Source organism: Candidatus Pantoea multigeneris, assembly GCF_011752615.1.
Classification (GTDB): Bacteria; Pseudomonadota; Gammaproteobacteria; order Enterobacterales; family Enterobacteriaceae; genus Pantoea; species Pantoea multigeneris.
The window spans coordinates 49950-75508 of the sequence record NZ_VWXF01000015.1 but is presented as its reverse complement, the minus strand read 5'-3'; the positions used below and the strand labels follow the sequence as shown (position 1 = coordinate 75508).

Here is a 25559-nt window from a genome sequence, read left to right as displayed (position 1 = left end):
CCAACAGAGATGAGCAAAGAGTATGGCAACGACATCTTCCGGTAAAATTCAGGTACGCAATCTGAACTTCCATTACGGGAAATTCCATGCGCTGAAAAGTATTAATCTGGATATCGCGAAAAATCAGGTCACGGCGTTTATCGGCCCATCTGGCTGTGGTAAATCCACCCTGCTGCGCACCTTTAACAAAATGTACTCGCTCTACCCGGAGCAGCGTGCAGAAGGTGAAATTCTGCTGGATGGTGAAAACATTCTCGCCTCCAGCCAGGATATCGCCCTGTTGCGCGCCCGTGTTGGCATGGTTTTCCAGAAGCCGACACCGTTTCCAATGTCGATTTATGACAACATTGCCTTTGGCGTCCGCCTGTTTGAGAAACTCTCACGTGCCGATATGGATGAGCGTGTGCAGTGGGCGCTGACCAAAGCGGCTTTGTGGAATGAAACCAAAGACAAGCTTCATCAGAGTGGCTACAGTCTCTCTGGCGGTCAGCAACAGCGTCTGTGTATCGCGCGCGGCATCGCTATTCGTCCTGAAGTGCTGCTACTGGACGAACCTTGCTCAGCACTTGACCCGATCTCCACCGGACGTATTGAAGAACTGATTACCGAGTTGAAACAGGACTACACCGTGGTTATTGTGACGCACAACATGCAGCAGGCTGCTCGTTGTTCCGACCACACGGCGTTTATGTATCTTGGTGAGCTGATTGAATTCAGCGATACCGATACCCTGTTCACCAAACCGGCACAAAAACAGACCGAAGACTACATCACTGGCCGTTACGGCTGATTGGGCAGGAGAGAATCATGGATAATTTAAATCTGAATAAACACATCTCCGGCCAGTTCAATGCCGAGCTGGAACATATCCGCACCCAGGTGATGATCATGGGCGGAATGGTGGAGCAGCAACTGACGGATGCCATCACCGCAATGCACAACATGGATGCTGAGCTGGCGAAGCGCGTGATCGAAGGTGACCAGAAGGTCAACATGATGGAGGTGGAAATTGATGAAGCCTGCGTCCGCATCATCGCTAAGCGTCAGCCAACGGCGGTCGACTTGCGTCTGGTGATGGCGATCATCAAAACCATCTCTGAACTGGAACGTATCGGTGACGTGGCTGAGAAAATCAGCCGCACCGCGCTGGAGAAATTCAGCCAGCAGCATCAGCCGCTGTTAGTCAGCCTGGAGTTCCTGGGCCGTCACACCGTACAGATGCTTCACGATGTGCTGGATGCGTTTGCCCGTATGGATCTGAATGCGGCTATCGAAATCTATCGCGAAGATAAAAAAGTGGATGCGGAGTACGAAGGCATTGTGCGTCAGCTCATGACCTACATGATGGAAGATCCACGCACGATCCCGAGTGTCCTGACCGCGTTGTTCTGCGCCCGCGCCATTGAGCGTATCGGTGACCGCTGCCAGAACATCTGCGAAATCATCTTCTACTTCGTTAAGGGCCAGGATTTCCGTCACGTGGGCGGAGACAAACTGGACCAGCTGTTAGCCGGTGAAGACGGCCACAGCAAACCTGCCTGAGTGCTCTGGCTGCCCGTTGCGAAACGGGCAGCGCATTAAAGAATATCCCAACCGTGTTGTCGCCACAGTGCTGGTAGCTGAGCCAAGTCGGTAAAGCGCGTCACCAGCGGATGATCCAGCGCCGGATTATGCGCATCAGCGCAGTAGTAATAGACCGGAATACCGGCCGCGATCCCGGCACGCGCGCCCGCCTCAGAGTCATCCACCAGAATGCACTGCTCAATCGCAACGTCCATCTTTTCTGCCGCGTGATACATCAGTTCGGGATCGGGTTTCCAGTGGTTGATGTCGTAGCCGCTAAACAACCGACCTTCAAACCACGGCAGCAGGCCGGTTAACCCCAGTGAGTGTTGCATCTTCTTGACCGTACCGTTTGAAACCACGCACATCGGGATTTTTATCTGTGCAATCAGCTGTTTTGCGCCGGGGATCTCAGCCAGGCTGAGATCAAACAGCCGTGCGACTTCTGCACGATAAGTGGTTTCAACTTCCTCTACGGGGAGGGTGCGCTGATGCTCTGCCGCCACATCACGAATAATATCGTACAGCTTTACCCCTTTGTATTTTTCAAACATCGCCTCCAGCGAAAGGGTAATACCATAGGCAGCAAAAGTGGTGACATAGGCTTCAGTGCAGAGACGCTCACTGTCTACCAGGGTGCCGTCACAGTCGAAAAATACGCAGGCTACAGACATTCAACGCTATCCTCTTCAATTTATGGACACTTAACCTTAACTCTTTATGCACCGAATGCGAACCGGCGTAAACGGTTGCGAAAAATCGTTGTATTGCGGGGGTAAAGTCGTCAGGATACGCGCCGTTAATTTTTTCGACCGGAAACAAGGTATGAGTCACTCCCCTGGCCTGTTGCAGCGCCTGTTTAAGCTGCAGGAACATGGCACCACCGTGCGCACTGAGGTGATTGCCGGTTTTACGACTTTCCTGACGATGGTGTATATCGTCTTCGTCAATCCACAAATCCTTGGCGTCGCCGGGATGGATACTCAGGCGGTGTTTGTCACAACCTGTTTGATCGCGGCGGCTGGCAGTATTTTAATGGGCGTTGTGGCGAATCTGCCGGTTGCGCTGGCACCTGCCATGGGGCTGAATGCCTTCTTCGCTTTCGTGGTGGTGGGGGCGATGGGCTACTCATGGCAAATCGGCATGGGCGCGATTTTCTGGGGTGCGCTCGGACTGCTGATCCTGACACTGCTGCGTGTGCGCTACTGGATGATTGCCAATATCCCGCTTAGCCTGCGCGTGGGTATCACCGCCGGTATTGGCCTGTTTATCGCCATGATGGGGCTGAAAAATGCCGGTATCATTGTGCCAAACCCTGACACTATCGTTGCGGTGGGCCATCTGACTTCGCACAGTGTCCTGCTGGGCGCTCTGGGCTTCTTTATTATTGCGATCCTCGCCTCCCGACAAATTCATGCGGCGGTGTTGATTTCGATGGTGGTGACCACTGCGATTGGTTGGATGATCGGCGATGTGAAGTTTACCGGGCTGTTTTCTCTGCCACCGGCAGTGGGTTCCATTGTGGGCCAGGCCGATCTGAAAGGCGCTCTGAACGTGAGCATGGCGGGGATCATTTTCTCCTTTATGTTGGTCAATCTGTTTGACTCATCAGGCACGCTGATTGGCGTTACCGATAAAGCCGGTCTGACCGATGAGAAAGGCACCTTCCCACGCATGAAACAGGCACTGTTTGTGGATAGCGTGAGTTCAGTGGGTGGCGCGTTTGTCGGCACATCTTCTGTCACCGCTTACATTGAAAGTTCTTCTGGCGTGGCGATCGGTGGACGTACTGGCCTGATGGCGGTGGTAACCGGCCTGCTGTTCCTGCTGGTGATGTTCCTGTCACCGCTGGCGGCCATGGTGCCGGGCTATGCGGCGGCTGGCGCATTGATCTATGTTGGCGTACTGATGAGTGCCAGCCTGGCGCGCGTGCGCTGGGATGACCTGACTGAAGCGGTGCCGGCCTTTGTCACTGCCGTGATGATGCCGTTCAGTTTCTCGATTACTGAAGGCATTGCGTTGGGCTTTATTGCATGGTGTGTGATGAAGCTGGGGACAGGCCGCTGGCGTGAAACCAGCCCGTGCGTGGCGCTAGTGGCGCTGTTGTTTGTGCTGAAAATCGTGTTTATTGACGCCCACTAAAGCTTCACAGTTCCTGTGGCAGGCTGGTTAGCCGCAGGGCACGCGGTCCAATATTGGGCCGCGTCATCTCCACGTCCCGCAGATCCTGCCATCCTCGTTCCTGACTCCACTCCCATAAATGCAGCCACTGCGTCGCAGGTGACAGCGCACAAGACCACACCAGCATGGGTTCAGCATCGCAAATGGCTTGAATATCGGGATTGAGGGTTGAACGCAGGCGACCGGCAGCCGGATGCAGGCGCAGCAGATTCATGGCATTTTGCTGATCGCCGCCGATTTTCAGGATGCTCTGGCGTAAGGTCCAGATTTGCGTCACGGCTTCCATAAAATCCTGTTGCGCGTTGATCCAGGCAATTTCACCCGAGGTGAGGCTCTGCATCAGTTGGGCCTGAGACTGACGGCTGTGCGCCCGTACGATCTCCATATCCAGGCCCGCCTTTCCCCCTTCATCTGCCAGCAAGACGCCAACAACATTACCCGCATAGGCAATACTGAAATCCGGAAGCATCGTGTCAGCAAAGGCGGGTTTGCCACAGTGTGTGACGATTAACGGCGGAAGTTGATCAATGCCATAGATGCGCAGCATGAGCTGTGCCAGCAACATTCTGGCCGCAAGAAAACGGCTGCGCCGCTTGTCGGGTAGGCGGTTGGCGCTGTCGATTACGGTTTGCGGGACGTTCAGTGCCTCGCCAGGCAGGTCGTTGCTACCCATCCAACGTACAAAATGACCAGCCATCTGTCGCTCCGTGAAAATGGTCAGAAAATCATCACAGGCATTGTAAGAATTTTCTGGCGCGATTGCACTCCCCCTCGCTTGTATCCGCTTCACTTTCAGAATCAATGAGCAAAACCGTACCAATATTTGCGCGATACGGGAAAGCTTAGCGTTTTTTTCATCGTCTCCCCCGTAGCGCTCGATGTCGTGTATGATTCTCGTTCACGGGAAATTTATTGATAATAGTGTCACGCACGGGTGGCATTTTGCGGAGTTGCTATGTCTGTTTTAACTGGTTCAAAATTACCACCAATCTCTCTGGATGAGTTTCGTCACGGTATGCGTCGCCTGACCGCAGGTGTGTCTCTGGTCACGACGGAGCACCGGGGCGAGAAACACGGCCTGATCGCAACGTCGGTTAGCTCACTGACCGCTGAGCCACCAAGCTTACTGGTGTGTGTAAATCGGAGCTCCTCCAGCCATGACCCTATTACGGGCTCGGGTGTGTTTGCCGTTAACGTGCTGGCAAGCCATCATGATGATATTTGTGCTCAGTTCAGCCAGTCTGCTCGCCGTGCAGATCGTTTTCAGAGTGGTGAATGGCACGCCCTGAAAACCGGCGTACCTGCGCTAAAAGATGCGCTGGTCACGTTTGACTGCCAGTTGGAAAAGATTGTTGAGTGGAGCACCCACAGCATTCTGCTGGCGCATATTGTGGGCATTCATCTGTTGGACGGTGAGCTGGACCCAATGGTTTACTTCAACAGCGGTTTCCATACGCTTAAGCCATAACCGGTCAACCAACCCTATCACAGGTATAGGGTTGGTCCTCTCCCCCGTCAGGCAGTCGCTAACGGGTTTAGGCTACTTATCAGGCGAATTTTGCTGCTTCGTCGAAGCTCAGGCGTGGTAAACGGTCGTGTAGTTTGCTGCTCTCGCCGTAGCCCAGGTTAATCAGCAGGTTTACTTTGTATTTCGTGCCTGCGAAAAATGCTTCATTTACTTTTGCCGGATCGAAGCCGGACATCGGACCTGCATCCAGGCCCAGTGAACGTGCGGCCAAAATCAGGTAGCCCGCCTGCAAGCTGCTGTTGCGCAGCGCGGTCGTTTCCGCAAAGGCTGGGCTGCCGGTGAACCAGCTACGCGCATCTGCATGTGGGAACAGCGTTGGCAGTTGCTCATAGAACTCTTCATCCCAGGCGACGATCACGGTAGCAGGAGCGGCAAGGGTCTTTTCAAGATTGCCCGCTGACAGCGCCGGTGCCAGCTTCTGTTTCCCTTCCTGCGAAGTGACAAACACAAAACGTGCCGGTAAGCAGTTGGCAGAAGTTGGGCCGAGAATCGTCAACTGATAAAGCTGTTCCAGCAGCGCTTTATCGATCGGTTTGTTCTGCCAGTAGCTATGGGTACGGGCGTTGTTAAACAGGGCATCAAGGGCGACGTTATCGAGCGGTGTACTCATCTTTCTCTCCTTTGAGCAGGCATCAGTGTGAGCCTGAAATTAACCAGTCTTGAGTTTAAAACATGACCTTGACCGTTATACTGCAACCGTCGCTGCACGCCAAATAACATAAGGGCAAAAGCAGTGATGACAGAGAAGAGAGTGCTGCAGTTTATCCCCACAAAGGGATAAAGAGGGGCTTATCCCTACAAGGGGATAAAATAGAAAATATCCCCACAAAGGGATAAAATGCGCTATTGTTGTTTTTATCTACACCACGCGGTCATTTAAGCATCCGATTGCTGATGGCTCAATCAGGAATAGCCACGATGATTTATAGCCCAAGACAACTTGCGAATTACATTCGGCTGGAACGGCAAAAACATGGCTGGACACAGAGTGAGCTGGCGCAGAGAGTGGGTCTAAAGCAAGCTACTATTTCGCACTTTGAAAATAATCCTGATAAAACAACGCTTTCCACTCTTTTCCGTATATTGCAGTCGTTAGAAATGGATATGGCAATCAAGGAGCAAATAGCGATCGGTAAAGATTCTGACGGCAAACGTGATGAGGATATGGATTGGTGAAACAGGAATTAGTTGCCTGGATGAACGGGCAAAAGGTGGGTGTGCTGACTAAGCATAAAAATGGTGCCCACACTTTCGAATATTTTTCCGGGTGGTTGAGCAATCCGCTAGCCAGGCCAGTATCCTTGTCGTTACCACTCCAGCTTTCTACTCTCACTACCCCTGCTGTCTATAATTTCTTCGATAATCTCTTGCCGGATAATCCTAAAGTCCGGGATCGCATAGTGGCGCGTTATCGGGCAAAAACAGCTCAGCCATTTGATCTGCTGAAAGAAATTGGCAGAGATAGTGTGGGTGCAATCATGCTGCTTGATGTTGAGCATAATTCCCCTGATCTTACGGTGAACTATGAATTGCTCTCTGCTGCCAGACTTGAGCACGTTTTATCGGCGTACAAAATTGATATTCCTTTAGGAATGATCCGCGAGGAAGAGGATTTTCGTATTTCTGTTGCAGGCGCGCAGGAGAAAACGGCGCTGTTAAAAACCAGTAGCGGGTGGGCTATCCCACAGGGGCCTACACCTACGACGCATATCTTGAAATTACCCATCGGTGAGATCAAACAACCCGCAGCAACGTTGGATATGAGCCAAAGCGTAGAGAATGAATACTTTTGTCTGCTTATCGCACGTGAGCTGGGATTTGAAGTACCCACCGCGACTATTGTGGAGGCCGGAAGTATCAGAGCCTTAGCCGTAGAAAGGTTTGATAGACGATGGGTTGATGGTGGACGCGCTTTATTACGGCTACCGCAAGAGGATATGTGCCAGGCTTTAGGGCTCCCTTCGTCTGTTAAGTATGAATCAGATGGTGGCCCAGGAATTAAAGACATTATGCAGATTCTTATGGGGTCGAGTAATGCCATTGAAGATCAATATAACTTCATGAAGTTTCAGGTTTTTCAGTGGGTAATGGGTGCCACTGATGGGCACGCCAAAAACTTCTCACTTTTTATTGAACGTGGGGGGAGTTATCGGCTCACACCCTTCTATGACATTCTTTCAGCATATCCACTGATAAATGGTGCTGGCCTTAATATTCGAAAGCTAAAGCTGTCGATGGGGTTGAAAGCGACCAAGGGAAAAAAAGAGGCTATTTATGATATCCAGCCCCGTCATTTTCTCGCAACGGCAAAATCTGTGCAGTTTTCAGTTGAACGCATGAATCAGATACTCATGTTTTTTGTACAAGAATTTGACGATGCCGTAATCAGAGTGAAGTCGACTTTACCTCATGATTTTCCCGTGAAGATTGTCGAACCTATTGTGGCGAACGCTGAAAAAATGATGCAACGACTGAAATCATGGTCAGTTGAAGGGGATGGAAGGTGATCGCCGAGCAGGCTTGAGGCCCGCACGGCGTGGAGGATGGCGTTACTTACCGATACAGAAGCTGGAGAAGATACGTCCCAGTAGGTCGTCGGAGCTAAATTCGCCCGTGATCTCACTTAAGGCCTGCTGTGCCACACGCAGCTCTTCTGCCAGTAATTCCCCAGCCCAGGCGCCCAGCAGCTGCTGTTTGCCTTGATCAAGATGCGTTGCGGCCAGTTCTAAAGCCTGCAGGTGGCGACGGCGCGCGAGGAAACCGCCTTCGACATTGCCTGCGAACCCCATTGTCTGTTTCAGGTGGTCGCGGAGTGCATCAATACCGTCACCGGTACGTGCAGAGAGACGAATCAGCGAGTGGCCATTCAGCGCAGAAATACCCAGCGCTTCTCCTGTCACATCCGCCTTATTGCGTACCACGGTAACCGGCAGAGAAGCCGGCAGACGGGCAACGAAGTCTGGCCAGATAGCCGCAGCTTCTGTGGCGTCGGTGGTGGTGCCATCGACCATAAACAGCACATGATCGGCCTGCTCAATCTCTTGCCAGGCGCGCTCAATCCCGATGCGTTCAACTTCATCGCTGGCATCACGCAGACCCGCGGTATCGATGATATGCAGTGGCATTCCATCGATATGAATGTGCTCACGCAGTACATCACGCGTGGTTCCGGCAATATCCGTCACAATCGCAGCTTCACGCCCAGCCAGCGCATTCAGCAGGCTCGATTTGCCCGCATTAGGGCGACCCGCAATCACCACTTTCATCCCTTCGCGCAGCAGGCTGCCCTGGCGTGCTTCATTGCGCACTGCGTTCAGGTCGTCGATCACCGTATTCAGCTGCGCTTCGATTTTGCCATCTGACAGGAAATCGATCTCCTCATCCGGGAAATCAATCGCGGCCTCCACGTAGATACGCAGATGGGTCAACGCTTCCACCAGATGATTAACGCGAGCAGAGAATTTTCCCTGTAAGGAGTTAACCGCTGAACGGGCTGCCTGCTCAGAGCTGGCATCGATCAGATCGGCGATTGCCTCAGCCTGGGCTAAATCCAGCTTGTCATTGAGGAAGGCGCGCTCGGAGAACTCGCCTGGATTGGCGATACGCAAGCCGGGCAGGGCACAGATGCGCTTCAGCAGCAGATCGAGGATCACCGGACCGCCATGACCTTGCAGTTCCAGCACGTCTTCGCCAGTAAACGAATTAGGGCCTGGGAACCACAGAGCGATGCCCTGATCGAGAATACTGCCATCGGCATCCATAAACGGCAGATAGTCGGCGTAGCGCGGTTTTGGCAACTTACCTAACAGGATGCGAGCAACTTCTGCCGCCTGTTGGCCAGAAATACGCAGTATACCAACGCCGCCGCGCCCCGGTGGCGTAGCCTGCGCGACGATGGTGTCGTGATGGCTCATGCTGAACTCTCTTATAAAAAAAAGAAGGCGGTCAAATGACCGCCTCTACTTTAACGCTGGATAAGCAATTATGCTTTCTTCTTATCCCGGCTGTGCAGACCACGTTTTTCCAGGCCGCGATAGATCAGCTGCTGCTGGAGGATGGTCACCAGGTTACTCACGATGTAGTACAGAACCAGGCCTGATGGGAACCACAGGAAGAACACGGTGAAGATCACCGGCATGTAGGTCATCAGTTTCTGCTGCATCGGGTCAGTCACGGTGGTCGGTGACATCTTCTGGATGAAGAACATGGTGCAGCCCATCAGAATCGGCAGGATGTAGTACGGGTCCTGCGCTGACAGGTCATGGATCCACAACACAAACGGTGCGTGACGCAGCTCAACAGATCCTGACAGCATGTAATACAGTGCCAGGAAGATCGGCATCTGAATCACCAGCGGCAGACAGCCACCCAGTGGATTCACTTTCTCCGACTTGTAGAGCGCCATCATTTCCTGGCTCTGCTTCTGCTTGTCATCACCCAAACGCTCACGCATCGCCTGAATTTTTGGCTGCAGCATGCGCATTTTTGCCATCGAGGTGTACTGCGCTTTGGTCAGCGGGTACATGATGCCACGCACGATGAAGGTGATAACGATAATGGAGAAGCCCCAGTTACCGATGAAGCTGTGCAAGAATTTCAGCAGTTTGAACAGCGGCTGAGAGATGAACCACAACCAGCCGTAGTCTACAGTCAGATCCAGATGCGGAGCGACGGTAGCCATCTGGTCCTGAATTTCAGGGCCAACCCACAGGGTCGCGGCCAGATCTTTCTGCGCGCCAGCAGCAATCGTTACTGGAGCAGATTTGTAGCCAATCGCTGCAATACCGTTACCCAGGTTAGTGGTGTAAAGGGTATTTGCACCTTCAGTACGCGGAACCCATGCAGTAGCAAAATATTGCTGCAGCATCGCTACCCAACCATTGCTGGTGGTTTTGTTCAGGTTTTCGTTGTCTGAGATGGTATCGAATTTGTACTTCTCATACTTCTCATCGGAAGTGGAGTACGCGGCACCACGGAAGGTGTGCATCGCGAAGCTCTTGCTACCAGTATCGCGCTCTTTAGGCAGGTCGATGGTCTGTTTTAACTGACCAAACAGCGACACTTCCAACGGCTGTGCGCTGGTGTTGTTGATGGTGTAATCAACGTTAACCGCGTATTCGCCACGCTTGAAGATGAAAGTTTTGGTGTAAACAACGCCATTCTCGCCGGTCCAGGTCAGTGGAACGCGCAGTTCGGTCTGGCCGTTAGCCAATTCGAAGTTGGTCTGCGTAGCGGTATAGAGTGGGCGTGAGCCATTGTTTGGGTTGTCTGGGCCGTTACGACCAGTCAGGCCGCTCTGTGCCTGATAGACAAACGATGGAGAGGTTTCCAGCAGCTGGAAAGGCTCGCTTGAACCCAGTTTGTTCGGGTAAGTCAGCAGTTGTGCCTGCTCAACGTCACCACCACGGGTGTTAATATTTAAAGACAGGACATCGGTCTTAACGGTGATCGTTTGGCCCTGACCGCTGGCCGGAACACCCTGACTGGCGGCATCACCTGCTGCACCGTTCGCGTTTTGCGTGGTCTGTGTTTGCTGTGGCTGCGGATTGTGGTCCGTCTGCCAGGCTTGCCAGATCATGAAAGACACGAACAGAAAAGCGATGAGAAAGAGATTACGTTGCGAATCCATCGTTAATGTTCTCTGGTATCAAATGTTTTTGGCGGTACAGGATCGTCGCCACCCGGGTTCAAAGGGTGGCATTTTAATACGCGTTTCACCGTCAACCAACTGCCTTTTATCACCCCAAACCTGCGTAATGCCTCAATACCATAATGAGAACAGGTAGGCTGAAACCGACAATGAGGTCCCAGTAAGGGGCTGATGGCGCGTTGATAGACGCGAATCAGGACGATCAGGAGCCGCGCGCCAGGCGACAGTGACGACGCCATAATTTCTCCAACGCTTCCGTCAACGTACGGTTATCGAGATCGGCAACCCCTTTCTTCACCAGCACGACAAAATCCATCGCTGGCAATTCATGTTGACGCAGACGAAAGCTTTCTCGGGTCAATCGCTTGATCCGATTACGCTCATGAGCACGTTTCACATGTTTTTTTGCGACGGTAAGACCGATGCGGGGATGCCCCAGCGAATTAAGGCGGCCGAGGATGGTAATTTGCGGCGTGCCAGCCCGTTGTGGCTGCTGGAAGACGAAAGTGAAATGAGTGGGAGTTAACAAACGTAACTCCCTGGGAAATGCGAGCTTAACCACTAGGGTTAGCTTTTATTACTTAGAAACGGTCAGACGTGCGCGGCCTTTAGCGCGACGACGTGCCAGAACCTGGCGACCATTTTTAGTTGCCATACGAGCACGGAAACCGTGTGAACGGTTGCGCTTCAGTACGGACGGTTGAAAAGTGCGTTTCATGGCGATTTCTACCTAAACTTGAAAATTTCACTGGGTGACGCGTTTTTGAGCCAGTAAACCGACCAACGCCTCAATGAGTCATAAATAAAGAGGCGGGATTGTAATAATTGTACAGTCCAGAGTCAATTTACTTCGCAGCTTACGCTGACGCAAAACCGTCCACAGCCCGTTACATCCGGGCATTGGGCAGATGCGACAACGCCGGGGGGAGAATTATACGGGCTTGGGGGTAAAGCGCAAGGATCGCGCGGGATCTTATTGTGATCATTTTGCACAGCATGCGAGCCGCGCCGGAAAATCAGACTAATTTTACGGAATCACGAGGGTTTTTTTCTGGCTGTGCGTAAACTAAACAGCGCGGAATAGGCCTGTGGATAAAATGGATCAAAACTGTGTAGAAAGTGAAGATCTCTGGCGCGCTTTGCGTTATGATCCGCCATTCCGCTGATGATCCTGCCTTTGTTCACAGGCACAGGATAACCATAACGGCGGTCGCAGGCGTGCTCTTGCGTCTGTATCAAAAATGAACGCTTCTAATTTTGCGCCCGTTTCTTATCGATTTCGTACGAGTGGAGTCCGCCGTGTCACTTACGCTTTGGCAACAGTGTCTTGCCCGTTTGCAGGATGAGCTACCTGCCACCGAATTCAGTATGTGGATTCGTCCACTGCAGGCTGAGTTAAACGACAACACGCTGGCGTTGTATGCACCAAATCGGTTTGTACTGGACTGGGTTCGTGATAAATACCTGAATAGTATCAATGGCCTGCTTAATGAATTCTGCGGGCCAGATGTGCCGCTGTTGCGTTTTGAAGTAGGCACGCGTCCGGTAAGCCAGGTGGCTGCCGCGACCCCGGTGCTGGCGAGTGTGGCTGCACCTGCGGTAGCAGAAGTTCGCCCAGCTCCTGCGCAAAACCTGCGCCCGAGTTGGGATAACGTGCCCGCGCCAGCAGATGTGACCTACCGTTCGAATGTGAATGGCCGCCATAATTTCGACAACTTCGTTGAGGGTAAATCAAACCAGCTCGCCCGTGCTGCGGCGCGTCAGGTGGCTGATAACCCTGGTGGTGCTTACAACCCGCTGTTCCTGTATGGCGGCACCGGTCTGGGCAAAACGCACCTGCTGCACGCAGTAGGCAATGGCATTATTGCCCGTAAGCCGAATGCCAAAATCGTTTATATGCACTCTGAGCGATTTGTGCAGGACATGGTTAAAGCGCTGCAAAATAACGCCATTGAAGAGTTTAAGCGCTACTACCGCTCGGTGGATGCCTTATTGATCGATGATATTCAGTTCTTTGCCAACAAAGAGCGTTCTCAGGAAGAGTTTTTCCACACCTTCAACGCGCTGTTGGAAGGCAATCAACAGATCATCCTGACATCGGATCGCTATCCGAAAGAGATCAACGGCGTAGAAGATCGCCTTAAATCGCGTTTCGGTTGGGGACTGACGGTTGCTATTGAGCCGCCGGAGCTGGAAACCCGCGTCGCGATCCTGATGAAAAAAGCCGATGAAAATGACATTCGTCTGCCGGGAGAAGTGGCCTTCTTTATTGCTAAGCGCCTGCGTTCAAACGTCCGTGAGCTTGAAGGCGCACTGAACCGTGTCATCGCGAATGCCAACTTTACTGGCCGCGCCATCACTATTGATTTCGTGCGCGAAGCGCTGCGCGATCTGCTGGCGTTACAGGAGAAGCTGGTCACTATCGACAATATTCAAAAAACCGTCGCTGAGTATTACAAAATCAAAGTGGCGGATTTGCTGTCTAAACGCCGTTCACGCTCGGTTGCAAGACCCCGTCAGATGGCGATGGCGATGGCTAAAGAGTTGACCAACCATAGCCTGCCAGAAATTGGCGATGCATTTGGTGGTCGCGACCATACCACGGTGCTTCACGCTTGCCGTAAAATCGAGCAACTGCGTGAAGAGAGCCATGATATCAAAGAAGATTTCTCTAATCTCATTCGGACATTATCTTCCTGACGCTATGAAATTTATTGTAGAACGTGAGCAGTTGCTAAAGCCGCTGCAACAGGTGAGCGGCCCGTTGGGTGGTCGCCCAACCCTTCCGATTCTCGGTAACCTGCTGTTGCAGGTTAACGAAGGCAGCCTGTCGCTAACCGGAACCGATCTCGAAATGGAGATGGTGGCACGGGTCGCATTGACGCAGGCACATGAGCCTGGTGCGACTACTGTACCGGCGCGCAAGTTTCTGGATATTTGCCGGGGCTTGCCGGATGGGGCAGAGATCAGTGTAACGCTGGAAGGCGAACGGATGCTGGTGCGTTCAGGCCGCAGTCGTTTTTCACTTTCCACGCTGCCTGCCAGTGACTTCCCAAATCTGGATGACTGGCAGAGCGAGGTCGAATTTACTTTGCCGCAGGCGACGTTAAAACGCCTGATCGAAGCCACCCAGTTCTCGATGGCGCATCAGGATGTGCGTTATTACCTTAACGGTATGTTGTTCGAAACCGAGGGTGAAGAGCTGCGTACGGTAGCTACTGACGGACACCGTCTGGCAGTGTGCTCGTTGCCTATTGGTCAGTCATTACCGAGCCATTCGGTGATCGTGCCGCGTAAAGGCGTGATTGAGTTGGTACGCCTGTTGGATGGCGGTGAAACACCCCTGCAAGTGCAGATTGGTAGCAGCAACATTCGTGCGCACGTGGGTGATTTTATCTTCACTTCCAAGCTGGTTGATGGCCGTTTCCCGGATTATCGCCGCGTATTACCGAAAAATCCTGATAAAACACTGGAAGCCGGTTGCGATCTGCTGAAACAGGCTTTTGCCCGTGCAGCTATTCTCTCGAATGAGAAATTCCGTGGTGTTCGTATCTATATCACTGAAAATCAGCTGAAAATTACGGCAAACAACCCAGAACAGGAAGAAGCCGAAGAGATGCTGGACGTGGCCTATGATGGCAGCGAACTGGAGATCGGCTTTAACGTGAGTTATGTGCTGGATGTGCTGAATGCGCTGAAGTGCGAGAACGTAAGGCTGTTACTAACGGACTCAGTATCAAGTGTGCAAATAGAAGACGCAGCCAGCCAATCCGCATCTTATGTCGTAATGCCCATGCGCTTGTAAAGCGCATGGCATGACGACTGAGCGGCCTGGCTTACTTGCCATTTCGGCACCAATGTGGTCGCAGGCCCTGGTCACATACTTGAGTATGCTCCCAGGCCCCGCGACCACATTGGCACCGAACTGCCTGCGCCGCCGACGCCCTCGTTGGGCAGGGTCTGTGAGAAAGGTCCAGGGAAAAACCGTGGCATAATTCTCGTTGGGCAGGGGCTGTGAGAAAGGTTTAGGGAAAAACTCGGGCATAATTCTCGTTGGACAGGGACTGTGGGGAAGGTCTGGGGCAAAACCTGGGCAGCCACCCTCGTTGGGCAAGATAGCGTTAAGCCGTGAGCCGAAGGCGGAAGCGGTGGTAAATGAGAAATATCATGAAGTTAACCTCCAGGATTGCCTGCTGATATGGCTTTAACCCGCCTGTTAATTAAAGACTTCCGTAACATTGAAAACGCTGATTTGAACCTTGCGCCGGGATTCAACTTCCTGGTGGGGGCAAATGGCAGCGGGAAGACCAGCGTGCTGGAAGCGGTGTATACGCTTGGCCACGGGCGCGCGTTTCGCAGCTTGCAGGCGGGCCGTGTGATTCGCCACGATCAGGCGGCGTTTGTGCTGCATGGTCGGATTGAAGGCAGCGAACGTGAGCAGGCGGTTGGGCTGACAAAAAATCGTGCGGGTGAAAGTAAAGTTCGTATTGATGGCAGTGACGGGCATAAGGTCGCTGAGCTGGCGCAGTTGCTACCGATGCAGCTCATTACGCCGGAGGGCTTTACTTTACTCAATGGTGGCCCCAAATACCGTAGAGCCTACGTAGACTGGGGATGCTTCCACAATACACCGGGCTTTTTCCTTGCCTGGAGCAACTTACGCCGCCTGATGAAACAGCGCAACGCCGCGCTACGTCAGGTCTCGCGCTACAGCCAGATCAGGCCGTGGGATCAGGAACTGATCCCGCTGGCTGAGCAAATTAGCCAGTGGCGAGCGGAGTACAGCGCCGCCATTAGTGATGATATCACCGCCACCTGCGCCCAGTTTTTGCCGGAGTTCGCGCTGCAATTCTCTTTCCAGCGCGGCTGGGATAAAGAGAGTGACTACGCGGAGCTGCTCGAACGTAACTTTGAACGCGATCGCGCCCTGACGTATACCGCCAGCGGCCCGCACAAAGCCGATTTCCGTATTCGCGCTGAAGGCACGCCAGTAGAAGATCTGCTGTCACGTGGGCAGTTAAAACTCCTGATGTGTGCACTGCGCCTGGCGCAAGGCGAGTTCCTGACTCGCCACACCGGACGCCGCTGTCTTTACCTTATTGATGACTTTGCTTCCGAGCTGGATGAAAGTCGCCGCCGCCTGTTAGCTGAAAGGCTTAAAGCCACCCAGGCGCAGGTTTTTGTCAGTGCGATAAGCGCCGATCATGTAATCGACATGGCTGACGAAAAGGGCAAGATGTTCCGCGTGGAACAAGGTAAAATAGCGGTTCAACCTGAAGATTAAATGAGCGAGAAACGTTGATGTCGAATTCTTATGACTCCTCAAGTATCAAAGTTCTGAAAGGGCTTGATGCAGTACGCAAACGCCCTGGTATGTATATCGGCGATACGGATGACGGCACCGGTCTGCATCACATGGTATTCGAGGTCGTGGATAACGCAATCGACGAAGCGCTCGCAGGTCACTGTAGTGATATTTTAGTGACAATCCATGCCGACAACTCGGTTTCCGTAGTGGATGACGGGCGCGGTATCCCGACCGGTATTCACCCGGAAGAGGGTGTTTCAGCAGCAGAAGTCATCATGACCGTGCTGCACGCCGGGGGTAAATTCGATGATAACTCCTATAAAGTCTCTGGCGGCCTGCACGGCGTAGGTGTTTCTGTGGTTAACGCCCTGTCATCTAAGCTGGAACTGACCATTCGTCGCGAAGGCAAAGTGCACCAGCAGACCTATGAGCACGGTGTGCCGCAGGCTCCGCTGAACGTGACCGGAGATACCGATGCAACCGGTACCCGTGTCCGCTTCTGGCCAAGCACCGCAACCTTCACCAACGTTATCGAATTCGAATACGAAATTCTGGCGAAGCGCCTGCGTGAGCTGTCATTCCTGAACTCGGGTGTTTCCATCCGCCTGGAAGACAAGCGCGATGGCAAAAGCGATCACTACCACTACGAAGGTGGTATCAAAGCGTTTGTTGAGTACCTCAACAAGAACAAAACGCCTATTCACCCAACCGTGTTCTATTTCTCGAATGAAAAAGATGGCATTGGTGTGGAAGTGGCGCTGCAGTGGAACGATGGTTTCCAGGAAAACATCTACTGCTTCACCAACAACATCCCTCAGCGCGATGGTGGTACCCACCTTGCTGGCTTCCGTGCAGCAATGACGCGCACCCTGAATGCCTACATGGATAAAGAGGGTTACAGCAAGAAAGCCAAAGTCAGCGCGACCGGTGATGATGCCCGTGAAGGCCTGGTGGCTGTTGTGTCGGTTAAAGTGCCGGATCCGAAATTCTCTTCACAGACCAAAGATAAACTGGTCTCTTCTGAGGTGAAATCAGCGGTTGAACAGCAGATGAACGAGCTGCTGAGCGAATACCTGCTGGAAAACCCAGGTGATGCTAAAACCGTTGTTGGCAAAATTATTGATGCCGCACGTGCGCGTGAAGCAGCACGTCGCGCCCGTGAAATGACCCGTCGTAAAGGCGCGCTGGATCTTGGCGGCCTGCCGGGCAAGCTGGCTGACTGTCAGGAACGTGACCCGGCGCTGTCTGAAATTTACCTGGTGGAAGGGGACTCTGCGGGCGGCTCCGCTAAGCAGGGGCGTAACCGTAAAAACCAGGCGATTCTGCCGCTGAAGGGTAAAATCCTCAACGTTGAGAAAGCGCGTTTTGACAAAATGCTGGGTTCACAGGAAGTCGCTACGCTGATCACTGCGTTGGGCTGCGGCATTGGCCGTGACGAATACAACCCGGACAAACTGCGCTATCACAGCATCATCATCATGACCGATGCCGATGTGGATGGTTCACACATCCGCACACTGCTACTGACCTTCTTCTATCGTCAGATGCCAGAAATTATCGAACGTGGTCATGTGTATATTGCTCAGCCGCCGCTGTACAAAGTGAAAAAAGGCAAACAAGAGCAGTACATCAAAGATGATGAAGCGATGGACCAGTATCAGATCGCCATCGCACTGGATGGCGCAACGCTGCATACCACAGCGGGCGCACCTGCAATTGCAGGCGAGCCGCTGGAAAATCTGGTGTCGAACTTCAACAGCACCCAGCGGATGATCAAACGCATGGAGCGTCGCTATCCTTCTGCGCTACTGCGTGCCTTGATCTACCACCCAACGCTGGTCGATCTTACCGATAACAGCGCAGTACAGACGTGGATTGATGGCCTGGTTGCTTATCTGAACGAGCGCGAAGTCCACGGCAGCACCTACTCAGCACAGGTTCGTGAAAACGAGCTACACCAGTTTGAACCAGTACTGCGCGTACGCACGCACGGAGTAGATACCGACTACACGCTGGATAGCGAATTTATTCAGGGGCCGGAATACCAGAAAATCTACGATCTGGGTGGCGATCTGCGCGGCTTACTGGAAGACGATGCCTTTATCGAACGTGGCGATCGTCGTCAGCCGGTTGCCAGCTTTGAGCAGGCAATTGAGTGGCTGGTGAAAGAGTCGCGTCGTGGCCTTTCAGTACAGCGCTATAAAGGTCTGGGTGAGATGAACCCAGAGCAGCTGTGGGAAACCACCATGGATCCAGATAGCCGCCGCATGCTGCGTGTCACTATCAAAGATGCCATCGCGGCTGACCAGCTGTTCACCACGCTGATGGGCGATGCGGTAGAACCACGCCGTGCCTTCATCGAAGAGAACGCACTGCGTGCTGCCAATATCGATATCTGATTAGTCAGCAATGAAATACGGAAGGGCAGAACGCGAGTTCTGCCCTTTTTGTTTGCGCTGCGCTATGAAACCATGAGTGGTAACTGGTCAATGTGAGCTGAATCGCGCTAGCATTGAAAGACTTTCTGAACTGACGAGGCGGTTATGGCGATAAAACTGGTAGCAATCGATATGGATGGCACGCTGCTCAATCCGCAGCATTTGATTACCCCAGCAGTAAAATCGGCAATTACGCGCGCCCGCGATCAGGGTGTGGCGGTGGTACTGGCAACGGGCCGTCCGTATGTTGGCGTGCAGCGCTACTTAGAAGAGCTGGATTTAGCACTGCCCGGACAGTACTGCATCACCTTCAATGGTGCGTTAGTTCAGCAAGCGGCCAGTGGGGAACCCGTCGCTGAAGTGGCCCTGGGTTTTGACGACTATCTCTACGTTGAACAGCTGGCACGGGATCTTGGCGTCCATTTCCAGGCTTTTGAGCGCGATTATCTCTACACCACCAACAAAGACATCAGTGAATACACGATCCATGAAGCCAGCCTGACCGGTATCGCCCTGCGTTATCGTGCGGTAGAGGAAATGGACCCGCAGACCCGTTTCCCTAAACTCATGATGATTGACCGCGCTGATGTGCTGGATTCCGCAATTCGTCATCTGCCTGCCGAAACGCGTGAGCGTTATACCATCCTGAAAAGTGCGCCGTATTTCCTCGAAATCCTCGACCCGCGCGTGAATAAAGGGCAGGGCGTCAAAATGCTGGCAGAAAAGCTGGGATTACAGCAGCACGAAGTGATGGCGATTGGCGATCAGGAAAATGACCTGTCGATGATTGAGTATGCGGGCATGGGTGTCGCGATGGGCAATGCCATTGATTCCGTGAAGCAGATCGCCCAGTTCATTACCAAAACCAATATGGAAGATGGTGTTGCTTACGCCATTGAAGAGTTGGTGCTGTAACTCATGCAGGAAAAACAGCTTACATTCGCACTGCGGCACCATCAGTTAACCAATATCAACGTCTGGACAGCAGATAGTCAGTGGCTGGCCTTTGATGTCCGTCCGTCCGGGGCATCCTTTACCGGCCTGACCATTGAACGCGTCAACGTAGAGAGTGGTGCGGTGGAGCTGTTGTACCAGGCCCGCGATGGGGCACATGTCGGGGTCGTGACGGTCAGTCCCGACCTGCCCGCGCGTTATGTCTGTATTCATGGCCCGGAACATCCTGATGCCCAGTGGCAGTATGATTTTCACCATCGGCGCGGTGTGATAATCCAGCAGCAACAAGCGGAGAATCTTGATGCCTGTGACATCACTGCGCCTTTCACGCCCGGCGCGCTGCGCGGTGGATCCCATGTGCATGTGTTTAGCCCGGATGGCACCCGTCTGAGTTTTACCTACAACGATCATGTGCTGCATGAGCAAAACCCGGCTGAAGAGCTACGTAATGTGGGTGTTGCTGTCCCACTGCGTGCCGTGGAGCCAGTAAAACAGCACCCACGTGAATATGGCGGCAGCCATTTCTGCGTGCTGGTCAGCCAGACGACGTCAACGCCTGTTGCAGGAAGCGACCAAATCAACCGGGCATATGAAGAGGGCTGGATTGGCACCCAAGGCTATCGCAAAAGTGATGGAAGCTGGCAGCGATGGGCGATTGCCTTTATTGGCGACACGCTTTCAGCCTCGGGGGAAAAAGTGCCGGAAGTGTTTATTGTCGACCTGCCAGAAGCGCTGTCTGACTATGCCCGCGCTGGTCATGCGCCACTGGAAGGCAGTGAACTGCAATTGCCAGCGCCACCCGCGGGCGTAGAGCAGCGGCGGCTCACCTTTGGGCGTGGGCTGGCCTTGCAACCGCGTCATTGGCTACGTGCCTCGCCGGATGGCAGTGCAATTGCCTTTTTACAGGCCGATGATCATGGGTGTATTCAGCTCTGGACGGTGTCACCCAACGGTGGAACACCAAAGCAGATAACCCATCTGAACAGCAGCATTCAGTCGGCCTTTAGCTGGCACCCACATGGTGAGGCAGTGGCTTTCGTGGCAGATAACAGTGTGATGCGTTGTGACATCAAAACCGGCGACTGTCAGCGTTTAACCGCGCGCAGCGAACAGCCCCCTTCGGCTGATGCTGTGGTTTGGTCCCCGGATGGGCAGCATATCGCCTTTATGCGGGATGTTGATGGCTGGCGGCAGCTCTTTATGGCCGATGCCCACCGCTAGCCGGGCCGCCGTGGTCGGGGCCTCCAGGACCGGGAGCTGCCTGAGCAAGGCTTTCACTGGTGTGATTTTGCTGCTCGCTGGTCAGTACGCGATCGCGTATTGACTGGTGTTCAGGATCTTTACTGCCGTCACGGAAATAGTCCCACGGCAGTAAAACCGTATCCATAACCGCAGAGAAAGGAAGATCGATCAGAGCAAGAGGTTTCATTGCCCAACTGGCATTACCATCAGACAGTACATCAGCGCTGGCGCGGGTGCCGGAGTAATAGCCAGGCTCACCACCCGTATGCGACATCACACTGGCGCAACCCGAGGTGACAGAACAGCACACCAACATCCCTGCCAGCGGCATTTTCTTCATCATCTTCTTCATTAGATTTAATCCCTTCAGTCACAGTATCGCGGTGGCTGAGAATGTCCTTCTGAAAGCGCCTTCACTCTGCGGCGATGTGCGCGGGGTTCAAAAGAGTTGAAAGCTGAGTGTATGTCATTTCCTCAGGATGGCGAAAAAAAATGCACATCGAGGGTTGAATTATGGTGGTCAGCGCCCATTTATAGTTCAGATGCGAAAGTCATTGCCGACAGGGATGGCTGTTCAATCAACGATCTGTCCATTGTGGAAGATCGCAAAAAACTTGCTGAAATTCAGGAGTCTTAACATGCGTAATTTTGATCTCTCCCCACTTTATCGTTCTGCTATCGGTTTTGATCGCCTGTTCAATTTGCTGGAATCTAATCAGAGCCAGACCAACGGCGGTTACCCTCCTTATAACGTAGAACTGGTGGATGAGAACCACTACCGAATTACCATTGCCGTGGCCGGTTTCTCCCAGGCTGAGTTGGAGATTACTGCCCATGACAACGTGCTGATTGTGCGCGGTGCCCACCCGGAAGCGCAGCCGGAGCGTAAATACCTCTATCAGGGTATCGCTGAACGTAATTTTGAACGTAAATTCCAACTGGCTGACCATATCGTTGTGCGCGATGCGAAGCTGGAAAATGGCTTACTGAGTATCGATCTGGAACGTATCGTTCCGGAAGAAGCCAAACCGCGCCGGATTGAAATCCTTAAATAAGCGCAGGTCGTAGCGTTAACGATGGTGAGCAAACCCGGGCTGAGAAGTCCGGGTTTTTTGTTTTCTCAACCTGTGCGTTGCCAGGCTGATGCCGCGCGAGGAAGTGCTATGCTGCCGACAGGAAAACTCAACCGGAGCAAGCGATGAAGAGAACCCTTACCGCCCTGCTGGCGTTTGCCGTTCTGAGCGGCAGTGCACTGGCCGCCGAAAGCCCAGCTGAAAAGCAAAACATTCAAAATGTAGTGAATTTCTACAATAAGGGGCTGAATGAGAAGAACTTTGATGCCGCGCGGCCATATCTTGGCAATGATTATAAACAGCACAATCCTGGCGCGCAGGATGGCATTGAAGGCTTTCGTCACTTCGTCGCTTTTCTACAGCAAAAATACCCGCATTCGCACAGTGAAATTGTGCGCACCTTCGCCGATGGCGACTATGTGATTTTGCACGTTAAAACAACCGGTCGTGAAGCGGGTGAAACGAAGGCGATTGTCGATATTTTCCGTCTCGACCCGCAGCATAAAATTGTTGAGCACTGGGACGTAACCCAGGTGGTACCTGACAAAACCGTCAGCGGTAACAGCATGTTCTGACAGAGCAGCGCCGGATGCGGCGCTGTCTGGCTATTCATGGGTGAAACGAATCACGACTTTGCCAATGTGCTGGCGTTGTTCGAAATAGTCCCAGGCTTCCACTGCCTGGGTGAAGGGGAAGACTTTATCCACCACCGGGCGTAATTTTTCGGTGGTCAGGGCACGGTTCATGGCGATAAAGTCATCGCGACTGCCTACGCTAAATGGGCGCACGGTTGTTCCGCTTTTAAACAGAGTAAAGAAATCGACCGTTTCATCCCCTTTGGCTACAAATCCTAACAGCGCAATCTCTGCGCCTGAGGCACAACTCAGCAACGATTGCTGAAGTGTGCCAGGTCCGCCAATTTCAACTACTCGATCAACGCCTCTCCCGTGGGTCAGGCGGCGCACTTCGCTGGACCAGTTGGGGTGCTGACGGTAATTGATCACCTCATTCGCCCCTAGCTGACGTAACAGGGCCGCTTTTTGCTCATCAGAAGTCAGTGCAATCACCCTAACGCCCATGAGTCTGGCAAACTGCAAAGCAAACAGGGATACACCACCTGTTCCCTGAATCAACAGCGTTTCACCGGGCTGTAACGGGCACGATTGCTGAATGCTGTTCCAGGCAGTGACCGCCGCGCAGGGTAAAGTCGCGGCCTCTACATCACTCAGATAATCCGGGATGGCCACCAACGCCTGCTCATCGACCACTTTATACTGTGTGAGCCAGCCATCGCTCTGGCTCCCGTAGGTACCTCGTCCTTTTTCTGCGGTGAGCGGCCCTGCCTGCCAGTGGGGGAAAAAGCACCCGGCCACTCTGTCGCCAGGCCGAAATAGCGAGACGCTTTCCCCTGTGGCAATCACTTCACCCACACCATCAGACAACGGAATTAACCCGGCTTTAGGGGAAAGCGTGCTGGCCGCCCGCAGAATCGCCAGGTCGCGGTAATTGAGGCTACACGCGGTGATGCGCAGTAATACCTGGTGTGCCAGAGGTTGAGGAACAGGTTCTTCACTGAGGTGAGGCCGCGCCTCTGGGCCAAACTGATGCAGGCGATAGCTGTACATTTTTACTGCCTCCGTAACATGGGTGTGCTATTACCTTAGGCCTAACCCACGGGACGCAGAATGACTGTAAGTCGTTAATTAGCGACTTATCGTCCATAAAAAGAGGATGTAAATGGACCCACTAGACAGTGTTTTTGCGGCAATGCGCCTGGAAAGTGCGCTCTATTCTCGTCTGCACCCGCGCGCGCCCTGGGGCGTAAAATTTATCAAAAGTCATTCATTACGCTTTGGTTTTGTCATGGCGGGAGAGAGTTGGCTGACGGTGGAGGGAAGTAGTGAGCCACTCTTGCTTCGCACCGGAGAGGGATTCATTGTTCAGCCACAGACGCTGTTTGCGTTGAGCGATCACCCCGACAGCCCGACACGCTGGTGTGAAGACGTCTTCAAGGATTGCGCCGGGCAGGAAGCACAATTTGGTGGATCAGGTGCCGTTTCGGACATCTTGTGTGGTTATTTTACTTTCGATGCCGCAGGGGCTGAGCCTTTACTGGCCCTGTTATCGCGAGCCACTATTATCCCGGCAGATGTTGAACGTTCTCCTCTTTTGGCTGCAACTTTGCAGCTCTTAGTCCTTGAGACAACGCAAGATAATCCCGGTGCGCGCATTGTGATTAGCCGCCTGGCGGATGTCCTGTTTATGCAGGCTATTCGGGCGCATCTGGCGCAACAACAGGGTCAGCAGGGATGGTTGGCGGCAATGGCGGATGCCCGGCTCGGGCCGCTGATCCGGCATATGCACAGCGATCTCTCCTATCCGTGGACCGTGGCTGAACTCGCCAGACGTGCAGGTATGTCACGCTCCGCATTTGCCGCCTATTTCCATCGGCGCACGCGTGAAACACCGCTGGGTTATCTGACGCGTTGGCGTATCTATCGTGCGCGCTGTTTGCTGCATTACCCCCATCTCACGCTTGACGCGATAGCCTGCAAGGTAGGCTATGATTCTGCGATCACGCTTGGACGTGCCTTTAAGCGATTAGAGGGGATTTCTCCCGACAACTGGCGCAGGGAAAATGTGCGGTGAAGTCAGTCAGGCAGTGGCTGCCTGCTGGCCACTACTCGGCGTAATTCAGCCAGCGCTGCTTAATTACGCCGCCAAAGACATTGACCAGCAGACCGATGACAATCACGCACACCCCAGCCAGCTCCTGGCCACTTAACGTCTCACCCAGTAACAGTGCTGCACTGAGTAGTCCGATCACCGGAACCAGCAGCGAGAGCGGCGCAACTCGCCATGTTTCATAGCGGCTCAACAGGTTGCCCCAAATCGCGTAGCCGACGATGGTGGCAATGAAAGCGAGGTAGACCAGAGCCAGCACGGTTTGCAGTGAGATATTCAGCAGGCTGTTTATCATCGCGGCTTTGCCGTCAAACAGCAGCGAGCAGGCAAAAAACGGCACGATCGGGATAAGGGCACTCCAGACCACCAGCGACATGACTGGGACGCTGTGGTTGCGCATAATCATCTTATTGGTAATGTTGCCCATTCCCCAGGACAGTGCGGCGGCCAGTGTCAGCATCATGGTCGTGAGCGTAATGCCAGCCCCGGCCTGTCCACTCATTCCGTCGCTCGCGAGGAGAAAAATACCCAGCGTAGCGATAACCATACCGAGGATATGATTCCAGCTCAGCTTTTCTGCCAGCAGCAGCGCGCCTAACACCAGTGTGAAAAATGCCTGCGCTTGGAGAACCAAAGAGGCGATGCCCGCTGGCATGCCGAGTTTGATGGCGAGGAATAAAAAGGCGAACTGACCAAAGCTAATCGTCATGCCATAGAGCACCAGCCAACGCAGCGGAACGGCCGGGCGACGAATAAAGAAAATCGCGGGAAACGCGACCAGGGTAAAACGCAAACCGGCCAGTAAAAAGGGGGGCATGCCCTGTAATCCAACCTTGATCACCACAAAATTGATGCCCCAGGCAACGACGACACACAGGGCTAACAGCATATCTTTGACTGACATTGTCTTGTTCCTTGTTAATTGAGGTATCCATTT

At 53.2% G+C, this 25559-nt stretch carries 26 protein-coding genes; 15 read left to right on the top strand and 11 right to left on the bottom strand.

Annotation, left to right across the window (positions count from 1 at the left end; all coding sequences use genetic code 11):
• Positions 1 to 22: 22 nt before the first annotated feature.
• The gene (gene pstB / locus F3J40_RS23150; protein ID WP_017349358.1) at positions 23 to 790 is read left to right on the top strand and encodes a phosphate ABC transporter ATP-binding protein PstB; all 768 of its coding nucleotides are present in this window, start codon (positions 23 to 25) and stop codon (positions 788 to 790) included.
• A gap of 17 nt (positions 791 to 807) precedes the next feature.
• On the top strand, positions 808 to 1542 hold the full coding sequence (phoU, locus tag F3J40_RS23145; protein WP_017349357.1) for a phosphate signaling complex protein PhoU: 735 nt from the start codon (positions 808 to 810) through the stop codon (positions 1540 to 1542).
• 35 nt (positions 1543 to 1577) lie between these two features.
• On the opposite strand, the gene yieH is transcribed toward phoU, so the two are convergent.
• A complete protein-coding gene (yieH, locus tag F3J40_RS23140) occupies positions 1578 to 2237 on the bottom strand; it encodes a 6-phosphogluconate phosphatase (protein WP_167018407.1) in 660 nt (219 codons plus the stop codon).
• A gap of 151 nt (positions 2238 to 2388) precedes the next feature.
• Here yieH and F3J40_RS23135 point away from each other — a divergent pair, with 151 nt between their 5' ends.
• Positions 2389 to 3705 (top strand): NCS2 family permease, encoded by a 1317-nt coding sequence (locus tag F3J40_RS23135; protein ID WP_167018405.1) that lies wholly within the window; start codon positions 2389 to 2391, stop codon positions 3703 to 3705.
• Between the two features lie 4 nt (positions 3706 to 3709).
• On the opposite strand, the gene F3J40_RS23130 is transcribed toward F3J40_RS23135, so the two are convergent.
• The gene (locus F3J40_RS23130; RefSeq protein WP_167018403.1) at positions 3710 to 4441 is read right to left on the bottom strand and encodes a 4'-phosphopantetheinyl transferase family protein; all 732 of its coding nucleotides are present in this window, start codon (positions 4439 to 4441) and stop codon (positions 3710 to 3712) included.
• Positions 4442 to 4699: 258 nt separating this feature from the next.
• On the opposite strand from F3J40_RS23130, the gene F3J40_RS23125 reads away from it, so the two are divergent.
• The gene (locus tag F3J40_RS23125) at positions 4700 to 5212 is read left to right on the top strand and encodes a flavin reductase family protein (RefSeq protein ID WP_167018401.1); all 513 of its coding nucleotides are present in this window, start codon (positions 4700 to 4702) and stop codon (positions 5210 to 5212) included.
• A 79-nt stretch (positions 5213 to 5291) separates the two neighbouring features.
• Here F3J40_RS23125 and F3J40_RS23120 read toward each other — a convergent pair whose 3' ends face one another.
• Positions 5292 to 5882, bottom strand: a complete 591-nt coding sequence (locus F3J40_RS23120; RefSeq protein WP_167018399.1) for a malonic semialdehyde reductase — start codon at positions 5880 to 5882, stop codon at positions 5292 to 5294.
• Between the two features lie 308 nt (positions 5883 to 6190).
• On the opposite strand from F3J40_RS23120, the gene hipB reads away from it, so the two are divergent.
• Positions 6191 to 6448, top strand: a complete 258-nt coding sequence (hipB, locus tag F3J40_RS23115) for a type II toxin-antitoxin system antitoxin HipB (protein ID WP_167018397.1) — start codon at positions 6191 to 6193, stop codon at positions 6446 to 6448.
• Complete coding sequence (locus F3J40_RS23110; protein WP_369410965.1) at positions 6445 to 7779, top strand: type II toxin-antitoxin system HipA family toxin; 1335 nt, start codon at positions 6445 to 6447, stop codon at positions 7777 to 7779. Before hipB ends, F3J40_RS23110 begins: the two co-directional genes overlap by 4 nt.
• Positions 7780 to 7821: 42 nt before the next feature.
• Here the strand turns inward: F3J40_RS23110 and mnmE are convergent, their stop codons facing one another.
• The 5 genes from mnmE to rpmH form a co-directional block, all read right to left on the bottom strand.
• On the bottom strand, positions 7822 to 9186 hold the full coding sequence (mnmE, locus tag F3J40_RS23105; protein WP_017349349.1) for a tRNA uridine-5-carboxymethylaminomethyl(34) synthesis GTPase MnmE: 1365 nt from the start codon (positions 9184 to 9186) through the stop codon (positions 7822 to 7824).
• 68 nt (positions 9187 to 9254) lie between these two features.
• Complete coding sequence (gene yidC / locus F3J40_RS23100) at positions 9255 to 10901, bottom strand: membrane protein insertase YidC (RefSeq protein ID WP_167018395.1); 1647 nt, start codon at positions 10899 to 10901, stop codon at positions 9255 to 9257.
• 2 nt (positions 10902 to 10903) lie between these two features.
• Positions 10904 to 11161 carry a membrane protein insertion efficiency factor YidD gene (yidD, locus tag F3J40_RS23095; protein WP_071524427.1) on the bottom strand — a complete coding sequence of 86 codons (258 nt, stop codon included), beginning with the start codon at positions 11159 to 11161 and terminating at the stop codon, positions 10904 to 10906.
• Positions 11125 to 11484 carry a ribonuclease P protein component gene (gene rnpA, locus F3J40_RS23090; RefSeq protein ID WP_036646554.1) on the bottom strand — a complete coding sequence of 120 codons (360 nt, stop codon included), beginning with the start codon at positions 11482 to 11484 and terminating at the stop codon, positions 11125 to 11127. The genes yidD and rnpA overlap by 37 nt, the downstream gene beginning before the upstream one ends.
• 15 nt (positions 11485 to 11499) lie before the next feature.
• Positions 11500 to 11640 carry a 50S ribosomal protein L34 gene (gene rpmH / locus F3J40_RS23085; RefSeq protein ID WP_000831330.1) on the bottom strand — a complete coding sequence of 47 codons (141 nt, stop codon included), beginning with the start codon at positions 11638 to 11640 and terminating at the stop codon, positions 11500 to 11502.
• 581 nt (positions 11641 to 12221) lie between these two features.
• On the opposite strand from rpmH, the gene dnaA reads away from it, so the two are divergent.
• The 6 genes from dnaA (at position 12222) to F3J40_RS23055 (ending at position 20843) form a co-directional block, all read left to right on the top strand.
• Positions 12222 to 13622, top strand: coding sequence for a chromosomal replication initiator protein DnaA (dnaA, locus tag F3J40_RS23080; RefSeq protein WP_167018393.1), 1401 nt, complete (start codon positions 12222 to 12224; stop codon positions 13620 to 13622).
• Between the two features lie 4 nt (positions 13623 to 13626).
• Positions 13627 to 14727, top strand: coding sequence for a DNA polymerase III subunit beta (gene dnaN, locus F3J40_RS23075; protein WP_017349344.1), 1101 nt, complete (start codon positions 13627 to 13629; stop codon positions 14725 to 14727).
• A gap of 393 nt (positions 14728 to 15120) precedes the next feature.
• Complete coding sequence (recF, locus tag F3J40_RS23070; RefSeq protein ID WP_017349342.1) at positions 15121 to 16206, top strand: DNA replication/repair protein RecF; 1086 nt, start codon at positions 15121 to 15123, stop codon at positions 16204 to 16206.
• A gap of 17 nt (positions 16207 to 16223) precedes the next feature.
• Positions 16224 to 18629, top strand: a complete 2406-nt coding sequence (gene gyrB, locus F3J40_RS23065; RefSeq protein WP_167018391.1) for a DNA topoisomerase (ATP-hydrolyzing) subunit B — start codon at positions 16224 to 16226, stop codon at positions 18627 to 18629.
• Between the two features lie 144 nt (positions 18630 to 18773).
• On the top strand, positions 18774 to 19583 hold the full coding sequence (gene yidA, locus F3J40_RS23060) for a sugar-phosphatase (protein ID WP_167018389.1): 810 nt from the start codon (positions 18774 to 18776) through the stop codon (positions 19581 to 19583).
• A gap of 3 nt (positions 19584 to 19586) precedes the next feature.
• Positions 19587 to 20843 carry a YidR family protein gene (locus F3J40_RS23055; protein ID WP_167018387.1) on the top strand — a complete coding sequence of 419 codons (1257 nt, stop codon included), beginning with the start codon at positions 19587 to 19589 and terminating at the stop codon, positions 20841 to 20843.
• On the opposite strand, the gene F3J40_RS23050 is transcribed toward F3J40_RS23055, so the two are convergent.
• The gene (locus F3J40_RS23050; protein ID WP_167018385.1) at positions 20821 to 21216 is read right to left on the bottom strand and encodes a YceK/YidQ family lipoprotein; all 396 of its coding nucleotides are present in this window, start codon (positions 21214 to 21216) and stop codon (positions 20821 to 20823) included. The genes F3J40_RS23055 and F3J40_RS23050 overlap by 23 nt on opposite strands.
• Positions 21217 to 21502: 286 nt before the next feature.
• Here F3J40_RS23050 and ibpA point away from each other — a divergent pair, with 286 nt between their 5' ends.
• On the top strand, positions 21503 to 21919 hold the full coding sequence (ibpA, locus tag F3J40_RS23045; protein WP_017349337.1) for a small heat shock chaperone IbpA: 417 nt from the start codon (positions 21503 to 21505) through the stop codon (positions 21917 to 21919).
• Between the two features lie 143 nt (positions 21920 to 22062).
• Positions 22063 to 22512 (top strand): nuclear transport factor 2 family protein, encoded by a 450-nt coding sequence (locus F3J40_RS23040; protein WP_017349336.1) that lies wholly within the window; start codon positions 22063 to 22065, stop codon positions 22510 to 22512.
• 30 nt (positions 22513 to 22542) lie between these two features.
• Here the strand turns inward: F3J40_RS23040 and F3J40_RS23035 are convergent, their stop codons facing one another.
• Positions 22543 to 23562 carry a zinc-dependent alcohol dehydrogenase family protein gene (locus F3J40_RS23035; protein WP_167018383.1) on the bottom strand — a complete coding sequence of 340 codons (1020 nt, stop codon included), beginning with the start codon at positions 23560 to 23562 and terminating at the stop codon, positions 22543 to 22545.
• Between the two features lie 112 nt (positions 23563 to 23674).
• Here F3J40_RS23035 and F3J40_RS23030 point away from each other — a divergent pair, with 112 nt between their 5' ends.
• Positions 23675 to 24586: an AraC family transcriptional regulator gene (locus F3J40_RS23030; RefSeq protein ID WP_167018381.1), complete on the top strand. Its 912-nt coding sequence runs from the start codon at positions 23675 to 23677 to the stop codon at positions 24584 to 24586.
• A gap of 31 nt (positions 24587 to 24617) precedes the next feature.
• On the opposite strand, the gene F3J40_RS23025 is transcribed toward F3J40_RS23030, so the two are convergent.
• Complete coding sequence (locus F3J40_RS23025) at positions 24618 to 25526, bottom strand: O-acetylserine/cysteine exporter (RefSeq protein WP_017349335.1); 909 nt, start codon at positions 25524 to 25526, stop codon at positions 24618 to 24620.
• Between the last annotated feature and the right edge of the window lie 33 nt (positions 25527 to 25559).

What these genes read in the sequence shown, in the direction of transcription:
- pstB (WP_017349358.1), top strand. Translation starts at nt 23, where the DNA reads ATGGCAACGACATCTTCCGGTAAAATTCAGGTACGCAATCTGAACTTC.
- phoU (WP_017349357.1), top strand. Translation starts at nt 808, where the DNA reads ATGGATAATTTAAATCTGAATAAACACATCTCCGGCCAGTTCAATGCC.
- yieH (WP_167018407.1), bottom strand. Translation starts at nt 2,237, where the DNA reads ATGTCTGTAGCCTGCGTATTTTTCGACTGTGACGGCACCCTGGTAGAC.
- F3J40_RS23135 (WP_167018405.1), top strand. Translation starts at nt 2,389, where the DNA reads ATGAGTCACTCCCCTGGCCTGTTGCAGCGCCTGTTTAAGCTGCAGGAA.
- F3J40_RS23130 (WP_167018403.1), bottom strand. Translation starts at nt 4,441, where the DNA reads ATGGCTGGTCATTTTGTACGTTGGATGGGTAGCAACGACCTGCCTGGC.
- F3J40_RS23125 (WP_167018401.1), top strand. Translation starts at nt 4,700, where the DNA reads ATGTCTGTTTTAACTGGTTCAAAATTACCACCAATCTCTCTGGATGAG.
- F3J40_RS23120 (WP_167018399.1), bottom strand. Translation starts at nt 5,882, where the DNA reads ATGAGTACACCGCTCGATAACGTCGCCCTTGATGCCCTGTTTAACAAC.
- hipB (WP_167018397.1), top strand. Translation starts at nt 6,191, where the DNA reads ATGATTTATAGCCCAAGACAACTTGCGAATTACATTCGGCTGGAACGG.
- mnmE (WP_017349349.1), bottom strand. Translation starts at nt 9,186, where the DNA reads ATGAGCCATCACGACACCATCGTCGCGCAGGCTACGCCACCGGGGCGC.
- yidC (WP_167018395.1), bottom strand. Translation starts at nt 10,901, where the DNA reads ATGGATTCGCAACGTAATCTCTTTCTCATCGCTTTTCTGTTCGTGTCT.
- yidD (WP_071524427.1), bottom strand. Translation starts at nt 11,161, where the DNA reads ATGGCGTCGTCACTGTCGCCTGGCGCGCGGCTCCTGATCGTCCTGATT.
- rpmH (WP_000831330.1), bottom strand. Translation starts at nt 11,640, where the DNA reads ATGAAACGCACTTTTCAACCGTCCGTACTGAAGCGCAACCGTTCACAC.
- dnaN (WP_017349344.1), top strand. Translation starts at nt 13,627, where the DNA reads ATGAAATTTATTGTAGAACGTGAGCAGTTGCTAAAGCCGCTGCAACAG.
- recF (WP_017349342.1), top strand. Translation starts at nt 15,121, where the DNA reads ATGGCTTTAACCCGCCTGTTAATTAAAGACTTCCGTAACATTGAAAAC.
- gyrB (WP_167018391.1), top strand. Translation starts at nt 16,224, where the DNA reads ATGTCGAATTCTTATGACTCCTCAAGTATCAAAGTTCTGAAAGGGCTT.
- yidA (WP_167018389.1), top strand. Translation starts at nt 18,774, where the DNA reads ATGGCGATAAAACTGGTAGCAATCGATATGGATGGCACGCTGCTCAAT.
- F3J40_RS23055 (WP_167018387.1), top strand. Translation starts at nt 19,587, where the DNA reads ATGCAGGAAAAACAGCTTACATTCGCACTGCGGCACCATCAGTTAACC.
- F3J40_RS23050 (WP_167018385.1), bottom strand. Translation starts at nt 21,216, where the DNA reads ATGAAGAAGATGATGAAGAAAATGCCGCTGGCAGGGATGTTGGTGTGC.
- ibpA (WP_017349337.1), top strand. Translation starts at nt 21,503, where the DNA reads ATGCGTAATTTTGATCTCTCCCCACTTTATCGTTCTGCTATCGGTTTT.
- F3J40_RS23040 (WP_017349336.1), top strand. Translation starts at nt 22,063, where the DNA reads ATGAAGAGAACCCTTACCGCCCTGCTGGCGTTTGCCGTTCTGAGCGGC.
- F3J40_RS23035 (WP_167018383.1), bottom strand. Translation starts at nt 23,562, where the DNA reads ATGTACAGCTATCGCCTGCATCAGTTTGGCCCAGAGGCGCGGCCTCAC.
- F3J40_RS23030 (WP_167018381.1), top strand. Translation starts at nt 23,675, where the DNA reads ATGGACCCACTAGACAGTGTTTTTGCGGCAATGCGCCTGGAAAGTGCG.
- F3J40_RS23025 (WP_017349335.1), bottom strand. Translation starts at nt 25,526, where the DNA reads ATGTCAGTCAAAGATATGCTGTTAGCCCTGTGTGTCGTCGTTGCCTGG.